This window comes from Streptomyces sp. NPDC088254, assembly GCF_044740925.1.
Taxonomy (GTDB): domain Bacteria; phylum Actinomycetota; class Actinomycetes; order Streptomycetales; family Streptomycetaceae; genus Streptomyces.
The window spans coordinates 182,178-189,812 of sequence record NZ_JBIURQ010000014.1; the positions used below are offsets into that span (position 1 = coordinate 182,178).

6 protein-coding genes and 1 tRNA gene are annotated in these 7,635 nt (G+C 70.4%); 1 reads left to right on the top strand and 6 read right to left on the bottom strand.

Annotation, left to right across the window (positions count from 1 at the left end; genetic code table 11):
* Positions 1-146: 146 nt before the first annotated feature.
* The 4 genes from ACIOC0_RS35015 to ACIOC0_RS35030 all read right to left on the bottom strand — a co-directional run bounded on the left by ACIOC0_RS35015 (position 147) and on the right by ACIOC0_RS35030 (position 5,017).
* On the bottom strand, positions 147-1,583 hold the full coding sequence (locus ACIOC0_RS35015) for a GH1 family beta-glucosidase (RefSeq protein ID WP_402160023.1): 1,437 nt from the start codon (positions 1,581-1,583) through the stop codon (positions 147-149).
* A 133-nt stretch (positions 1,584-1,716) separates the two neighbouring features.
* Positions 1,717-2,619 (bottom strand): carbohydrate ABC transporter permease, encoded by a 903-nt coding sequence (locus tag ACIOC0_RS35020; protein WP_351334067.1) that lies wholly within the window; start codon positions 2,617-2,619, stop codon positions 1,717-1,719.
* An 11-nt stretch (positions 2,620-2,630) separates the two neighbouring features.
* Positions 2,631-3,641: a carbohydrate ABC transporter permease gene (locus ACIOC0_RS35025; protein ID WP_402160279.1), complete on the bottom strand. Its 1,011-nt coding sequence runs from the start codon at positions 3,639-3,641 to the stop codon at positions 2,631-2,633.
* A 5-nt stretch (positions 3,642-3,646) separates the two neighbouring features.
* Entirely contained in the window at positions 3,647-5,017 is a 1,371-nt protein-coding gene (locus ACIOC0_RS35030) for an extracellular solute-binding protein (RefSeq protein WP_402160026.1), read from the bottom strand.
* A 390-nt stretch (positions 5,018-5,407) separates the two neighbouring features.
* Between ACIOC0_RS35030 and ACIOC0_RS35035 the strand changes: the two genes are divergently transcribed.
* Complete coding sequence (locus ACIOC0_RS35035) at positions 5,408-6,463, top strand: LacI family DNA-binding transcriptional regulator (RefSeq protein WP_402160028.1); 1,056 nt, start codon at positions 5,408-5,410, stop codon at positions 6,461-6,463.
* Positions 6,464-6,619: 156 nt separating this feature from the next.
* On the opposite strand, the gene ACIOC0_RS35040 is transcribed toward ACIOC0_RS35035, so the two are convergent.
* Both ACIOC0_RS35040 and orn read right to left on the bottom strand, forming a co-directional pair.
* Positions 6,620-6,692: transfer RNA gene (locus ACIOC0_RS35040), tRNA-His, on the bottom strand.
* Positions 6,693-6,799: 107 nt separating this feature from the next.
* The gene (gene orn / locus ACIOC0_RS35045; protein ID WP_130436633.1) at positions 6,800-7,402 is read right to left on the bottom strand and encodes an oligoribonuclease; all 603 of its coding nucleotides are present in this window, start codon (positions 7,400-7,402) and stop codon (positions 6,800-6,802) included.
* Positions 7,403-7,635: the final 233 nt, after the last annotated feature.

The following is a 7,635-nucleotide window of genomic DNA, read 5'->3' on the forward strand; positions in this document are numbered from 1 at the left end:
CCTCGGGGGGGGGGGGGGGCGCGACGTGTGTCCCCCCCGGGGGGCCGGGGGGGGGGGGGGGGGGGGGCGCGGGGGGGGGGGGGGCGGGGGGCCGCCCCCCCCCCCCGGGGGCCCCCCCCCCCCGCCCCCCCCGCTCCCCCGGAGTGTCAGTTGGTCTCGAGCGCCGGGAGCGTCCCCGTCTTCGCCGCCTGGGCGTACCACAGGGCGCTCGACTTCGGGGTGCGGGCCAGCGTCGCGTAGTCCACGTACACCGCGCCGAACCGCTTCTGGTAGCCGTACGCCCACTCGAAGTTGTCCATCAGGGACCACAGGAAGTAGCCCCGGACGTCAGCGCCCTCCGCGATGGCACGGCGGACCGCCCGCAGATGACCGTGCAGGTAGGCGACGCGCTCCGGGTCGTGCACCCGGCCGTCGGCGTCCGGCTTGTCGTCGTAGGCCGCGCCGTTCTCCGTGATGTAGAGCGGCAGGCCCGGGGCCTCCTTGGTGTACCGCATGATCAGGTCGTGCAGGCCCGTCGGGTCGACCGTCCAGCCCATCTCCGTGCGCTCGCCCGGCGTCTGGTGGAAGGCGACGTCGTCCGCGCCCGGCCAGGGGGAGTGCGAGCTCGCGCCGTGACCGTCCGCGCGCGGGCCCTTCGGGTCGGCGTCCGCCGCCGAGACGAGCGTGGGTGTGTAGTAGTTGAGGCCCAGCGCGTCCAACGGCTGCTGGATCGCGCGCAGATCGCCGTCGAGGACGAACGACCAGTCCGTGACCGAAGACGTCGAGGCGAGCAGCGTCTCCGGGTAGGCGCCGCGCAGCAGCGGGCCGTGGAAGACGCCGTTGGCCAGGTCGTCGATCTTGCGGACGGCGGCGAGATCGGCCTCCGTCTGCGAAAGGGGCCGCACCACCGAGGAATTGAGGCTGATCGCGATCGAGTTGCGGGCCGGCATCGCCGACCGCAGCGCCGACGTGCCCAGGCCGTGCGCCAGGTTCAGGTGGTGCGCGGCGCGCAGCGAGGCCGCCGGGTCCGTGCGGCCCGGCGCGTGCACACCGGAGGCGTAGCCGAGGAACGCGCTGCACCACGGCTCGTTCAGCGTGATCCAGTGCTCCACCCGGTCGCCGAGCGCCTCCCCGACGATCTGCGCGTACTCGGCGAACCGGTGCGCCGTGTCGCGCTCCGGCCAGCCGCCTGCGTCCTCCAGCTCCTGCGGGAGGTCCCAGTGGTACAGGGTGATCGCCGGCTTGATGCCCTTGTCCAGCAGCTCGTCCACCAGGCGGCGGTAGAAGTCCAGGCCAACCTGGACGGCGGGGCCGCGCCCGGTCGGCTGGACCCGCGACCACGAGATGGAGAAGCGGTACGCCGACAGGCCCAGCTCCGCCATCAGCGCCACGTCGTCGCGGTAGCGGTGGTAGTGGTCGACGGCGATGTCACCGGTCTCGCCGCCGGCGGTCCTGCCCGGCGTATGACTGAAGGTGTCCCAGATCGACGGGGTGCGGCCGTCCTCCCGCACCGCCCCCTCGATCTGGTACGCGGAGGTCGCGGCGCCCCAGAGGAAGGCGGGAGGAAAGGCCACCGGGGTGGCCGACTGTGCGGACTCAGACATGGAAGCGCTCCCATGGTTGGTCGTCGAGGTCGTCGCCGACCGACGGAGGATGGGGGGTGAGGTGATGCGGGTGGTACGGAGGGGCCGAGGCGGCGATGACCCGGCCCCGCCAGGAGACAAGGACGGGCGGGCCTCAGCCCTTCACCGCACCCTGCATGATGCCGCCCACGATCTGCTTGCCGAAGATCGCGAAGACCAGCAGGAGGGGGAGCGTGCCCAGCAGCGCGCCCGCCATGATCAGCGACTGGTCCGGCGTGTAGCCGCGGCCCAGCGCCGCGAGCGAGACCTGCACGGTGGGGTTGCCCGTCTGGCTCAGCACCAGGAAGGGCCACAGGAAGTCGTTCCACGTCTGCACGAACATCAGCATGCCGAGCACCGCCATCGCGGGGCGCGCCGCGGGGAACACCACGTGCCACACCACGCGCCAGCTGCTCGCGCCGTCCACCCGGGCGGCCTCGATGATCTCGTCGGGCAGCGCCTGCATCAGGTACTGCCGCATGAAGAACACGCCGAAGGCGCTGACCAGCGAGGGCAGGATCACCGCCTGGAGCTGGTCGGTCCACTGCAGCTTGGCGACCATCATGTACAGCGGGATCACGCTCAGCTGCGGCGGCACCATCATCGTGCCGATCACGATCAGCATCAGCGCGCCCCGGCCCTTGAACCTCAGCTTGGCGAAGGCGAAACCGGCGATCGTGGACAGGAACACGATGGTGGCCGCCGAAGTCCCGGCCACGATCGTCGTGTTGACGAACGCCTTGCCCAGGTTGGCGCCGTTCCACGCCTCGTCGAGGTTGGTGAAGAGGTTCGAGCCGAACCAGAACGGCGGCGGCGTCTGCGCGAGCCGGTTGTTGTCGCGGGACGCGGCGATCGCCGTCCACACCAGCGGGAACAGCGAGCCGAGGGTGAACAGGCCCAGGATCACGTACGAGAGGGGGCCGGCGTGCAGCGTGCCGCCGGCCCGGGCCGACTTGGGCCGCCGGGCACGGCCGGGTTTGCTCACGGTCGTATCCGGCGGGGTCAGTGTCGTCGTCACGGCCGGTACTCCTAACTACTGGCGCGCAGCCGGCGCGAGATGACGTAGTTGACGATGCCGATCACGATCAGGATCAGGAACATGGTCCAGGCGATCGCGGAGGACCGGCCCAGGTGCTGGTTCACCCAGCCCTGCTCGTACAGGTACAGGCCCAGCGTCTGGAACTGGTGTTCCGCGCCGCCGGACGCGCCCTTGGTCGGGTCGAACAGCAGGGGCTCGCCGAAGACCTGGCTCGCGCCGATGGTGGAGACGACCACCGTGAACAGGATCGTGGGCCGCAGCGACGGCAGCGTCACATGGAAGAACTGCTGCCAGCGGCTCGCCCCGTCCAGCGCCGCCGACTCGTAGAGGTCCTGCGGGATCGCCTGCATCGCCGCCAGGTAGATCAGCGCGTTGTAGCCGGTCCAGCGCCAGATGATGATCGAGGACACCGCGAACTGCGACGGCCACTTGTCGTTCTGCCAGTCCACGGGGCTGATCCCGACGAGGTCCAGACCCCAGTTGATCAGGCCGTAGTCGCGGCCGAAGAGCAGCACGAAGACGAGCGAGGCGGCGGCGATCGACGTCGCGTACGGCGCCAGCATCACGACCCGGTAGAAGGTCGAGGCACGCAGCTTGTAGTTGAGGATGTGCGCGATGCCCATCGCCATCAGCAGCTGCGGCACCGTCGAGATGATGCCGATCGTGAGCGTGTTGCGCGCCGCGTTCCAGAAGAACTCGTCGTCGAAGATCCGCGTGTAGTTGCGCAGCCCCACCCAGTGCATGTCGGTGGGCGCGGTCATCTCCACCTGGTGCAGTGACGCCCAGCCCGTGTACAGCAGCGGGAACAGTCCGAACGCCACGAACAGCAGGAAGAACGGCGAGACGAAGGCGTACGGGCTCCAGCGCAGGTCCCGCTGCCAGCGGCGGGACAGCATCGAGCGGCGCCGCAGTTCCGCCTCCGTCGGTGCGACGGGCGGGCGGCCCGGGGCCGCGCCCCCCTCCTTCACAGGGAGCGCGGCGGTGTCGTGGCGGGTGGCCATGCGGGTCACTTGTCCAGGTTGTTGTCGATGGTCTTGGTGGCGTTGGCCCAGGCCTCGTCGATGGACTTGCCCTTCGTCACCAGGATGACGCCGTTGTCGCTCAGGCCCTGCTGGACGATCTGGTCCTTCGGGCCGATCACCTGGACCGGGGCGGACTTGGCGGCCTCGGCGAAGATCGCGCCGATGTTGGTGCTGCCGGTCATCTGGTTGGTGGCGCTGGTGACTTCGGGCATCGTGTACGCGCCCGGGGCGCTCGGGAACGAGCCCTGCACCTTGAACAGCTTGGCCTGCTGCTCGGGCGCGGTCAGCCAGGCGGCCAGCTTCTCGGCCTCCTTCACGTGCTTGCCGCTGGAGGGCACGCCCAGGAAGGAGCCGCCCCAGTTGCCGGACTTCGGGGCCACCGCGACGGCCCACTTGCCGAAGGACTCGGGCTTGGACTTCTCCTTGAGGGTGCCGAGCATCCACGGCGGGCAGGCGACCGTGGCGAACTTGCTGTTCGCGATCGTCTGGTCCCAGGCCGGCTGGAACTGGGGCAGCCCCTGCACCAGGCCTTCCTGGGCGGCCTTCGCGGTCAGGTCGAAGCCGGCCCGGACGGCGGGGTTCGTCTTGTAGACGATCTCGCCGGCGGAGTTGTAGAACTTCTCCTTCTCACTGGCGAGGACGGCGTTGAGCAGACCGCCGGGGGAGTCCATGAAGAAGGTGCCGGAGGGAGCCTTCGCCTTGAACCTCTTGCCGGTCTCGATGAACTTGTTCCAGTCGCCCGCCCACAGCTCGCCGACCGCCTTCGGGTCGGTGGGCAGGCCGGCCGCCTTGAACAGGTCCGTGCGGTAGCAGATGGCCATCGGGCCGACGTCGGTGCCGAGTGCGATCGTCTTGTCGTCCTTGGTCGTGGCCTGGGCCCACTTCCAGTCCAGCCAGTTGCTCTTGTTCACGCCCGAAACCTTGGACATGTCCTGGAACTTGGCGGCCTGGGTGGCGGTGACCTCGGATATGTTCGCGACTTCGATGGCCTGGATGTCCTGCAGGCCGCTGTTGGTGGTGAGGTGATTCACCAGCGCCGGGTAGTAGTTCTCGTTCCGCTCGATGACGTTCTCGGCGATCTTGATGTTCGGGTTGAGCTTCTCGTACTCGTCGTAGAGCCCGGCCTGCTTGAAGCCCATGGTGCCGAAAAGGCCCAGCGTGATCGTGGTCTTGCCCTTGCCGTCTCCGGAGGAGCCCTTGTCGTCGTCCTTCTTGCCGTCGTCGGCACAGCCTGCCAGCAGCCCGGCGCCCAGTGCGGCCACGGCCGCGATGACGACCGTCCTGCGCGTCCCGCGGGCGATACGGGTGCCCCCACCCGACCGAAGCCGGGAGTGGGGGAGGGTACGTGCTCGCATTGCGTCCTCCTGTTGCCCTGACGTGCCGACCCCCCGGCCAACTGCATGGTTGGACCCGTTAGTTTCTCGCTGCGGCTCGGGCGGGGAACGTGCGGGATGTGTATGTGCCAGGTACCGTGGGAGCGCTCCCACAAGTGATGTGTTGAAGAGTCCCGGGTTCGGCCGGGGGTGTCAAGGGCGGGAGCGCGGAAGGATGTGTTCAGTTATCGGCCTGTTAACTAACTCCGGCGGGTGATGTTTTTCGGCCGGGACCGGGGCGGGCGCGCGCGAGGGCGCCCGGCGGCCGTGGGCCCGAGGGAGCCGAGGTGGGAGCCCCGGTGACGGCGGGCCGAACGGGCGGGACTGTTAGATTCCAGGCCAGCGGGATGACGACGCGGGAAGGCGGGGCTCATGGCAAGCCACTCAGCGCGGAGCCGGAGCGGTGGGCGGCCCACCCTCGAAGAGGTGGCCGCGCGCGCCGGCGTGGGCCGGGGCACGGTCTCGCGGGTCATCAACGGCTCGCCCCGGGTCAGCGACGCGACCCGCGCGGCCGTGGAGGCGGCGGTGGCCGAACTCGGCTACGTCCCCAACACCGCCGCCCGCGCCCTCGCCGCCAACCGCACGGACGCCATCGCCCTCGTCGTCCCCGAGCCGGAGACCCGCTTCTTCGCGGAACCGTACTTCTCGGACATCGTGCGCGGTGTGGGCGCCGAACTCTCCGACACCGAGATGCAGTTGCTGCTGATCTTCGCGGGCAGTGACCGTGAGCGGCGACGGCTGGCCCAGTACCTCGCGGCACACCGGGTGGACGGCGTCCTGCTGGTATCGGTGCATGCCGACGACCCGCTCCCGGACCTCCTCGCCCAGTTGGAGATCCCGGCCGTGATCAGCGGCCCCCGCTCCGCCGCGGAGACCCTGCCGTCCGTCGACTCCGACAACTACGGCGGCGCCCGCTCCGCCGTGGAGCACCTGCTCGCCCAGGGGCGCCGCAGGATCGCGCACATCACCGGCCGCCTCGACGTGTACGGCGCCCAGCGCCGCGTCGACGGCTACCGTGACGCCCTGAGCGACGCGGGGTGCGAGGTGGACGAGGGCCTCGTGCAGCCCGGTGACTTCACCGAGGAGGGCGGCCGGCGTGCGATGGCCGACCTGCTCGCCCGCACTCCGGGACTGGACGCCGTCTTCGCGGGCTCCGACGTCATGGCGGCCGGCGCCCGCCAGGCGCTCCGCGAGGCGGGCCGCCGTATCCCCGACGACGTGGCCCTGGTCGGCTACGACGACTCGGCGATCGCCCGCCACATGGACCCGCCGCTGACCAGCGTCCGCCAGCCCATCGAGGAGATGGGCCGCCGCATGCTGGACCTCCTCCTCACCGAGATCGCGGACCGCCGCCCGACGGCCTCCCGCGAACTGGAACCCCGCCAGGTGGTCCTGGCGACGGAACTGGTGCAGCGGGCGTCGTCGTAAGCGGGGCGCGTCGAGTCCCGCGCAGGGCCCTTCGAGCGTGGCGGTGGTGAAGCTCACCGGCCGGCGAGGAGGGTGCTGCGCGGGAAGTGTCCTGTACAAGAGGCGAAACGCGTCAAGGGCTGACCCGCTTTCACGGATCAGCCCTTGACGGGTGAGGGTGAGTGACGGGACTCGAACCCGCGGCATCCTGGACCACAACCAGGTGCTCTACCAGCTGAGCTACACCCACCATGACCGGCGGTTCACTGGGTGGTTTCCCCTACCGGCCGAGAAAAAGTGTACAGGGTCCGAAGGGGTGCTCGCGCACGGCTTTCCCGGGGGGCCGGATCGGCGTCGTCACCGCCCCGGCAGGACGTGCTTCGCGGCGATCGCCTTGGCGGTGTCGGAGTCCGGGCCGGGCTGCGGTACGAAGACGGCCTCGCGGTAGTAGCGCAGTTCGGCGATGGACTCGCGGATGTCGGCGAGGGCGCGGTGGTTGCCGTTCTTCTCGGGGCTGTTGAAGTACGCCCGCGGGTACCAGCGCCGGGCCAGCTCCTTGATCGAGGAGACGTCGACGATCCGGTAGTGGAGGTAGCCCTCCAGGGTCGGCATGTCGCGCAGCAGGAAGCCGCGGTCGGTGCCGACGGAGTTCCCGCACAGCGGGGCCTTGCCGGGCTCCTTCACGTGCTCGCGCACATAGGCGAGGACCTGCTCCTCGGCGTCGGCCAGCGTGGTGCCGGCGGCGAGCTCGTCCAGCAGGCCGGACGCGGTGTGCATCTGACGCACCACCTCCGGCATCGTCTCCAGCGCCGAGTCCGGCGGACGGACGACGATGTCGACGCCGTCGCCGAGGATGTTCAGCTCGGAGTCGGTGACGAGGGCGGCTACCTCGATGAGAGCGTCGTCGGACAGCGAGAGGCCGGTCATCTCGCAGTCGATCCACACCATGCGATCGTTCATGCGACCACCCTAAGGCTGCCGTCGGCCGATGCGATGCCCCCGGTGGGCGCGACTGCCCCGGGGCTCAGGCCCGAAGAACGGGAGAGGCGGGGGGGGGGGGGGGCCCCCCCCCCCCCCCCCCCCCCCCCCCCCACAACCCCCCCCCCCCCCCCCCCCCCCCCCCACCACCACCAACCCCCCCCCACCCCCCCCCCAACCCACCCCACCCCCCCCCCACAAAAACCACCAAAACA

Bases quoted from the DNA above. Each gene is read 5' to 3' on its own strand.
- ACIOC0_RS35025 (WP_402160279.1), bottom strand. From the start codon at position 3,641: ATGGCCACCCGCCACGACACCGCCGCGCTCCCTGTGAAGGAGGGGGGC.
- ACIOC0_RS35015 (WP_402160023.1), bottom strand. From the start codon at position 1,583: ATGTCTGAGTCCGCACAGTCGGCCACCCCGGTGGCCTTTCCTCCCGCC.
- ACIOC0_RS35030 (WP_402160026.1), bottom strand. From the start codon at position 5,017: ATGCGAGCACGTACCCTCCCCCACTCCCGGCTTCGGTCGGGTGGGGGC.
- orn (WP_130436633.1), bottom strand. From the start codon at position 7,402: ATGAACGATCGCATGGTGTGGATCGACTGCGAGATGACCGGCCTCTCG.
- ACIOC0_RS35035 (WP_402160028.1), top strand. From the start codon at position 5,408: ATGGCAAGCCACTCAGCGCGGAGCCGGAGCGGTGGGCGGCCCACCCTC.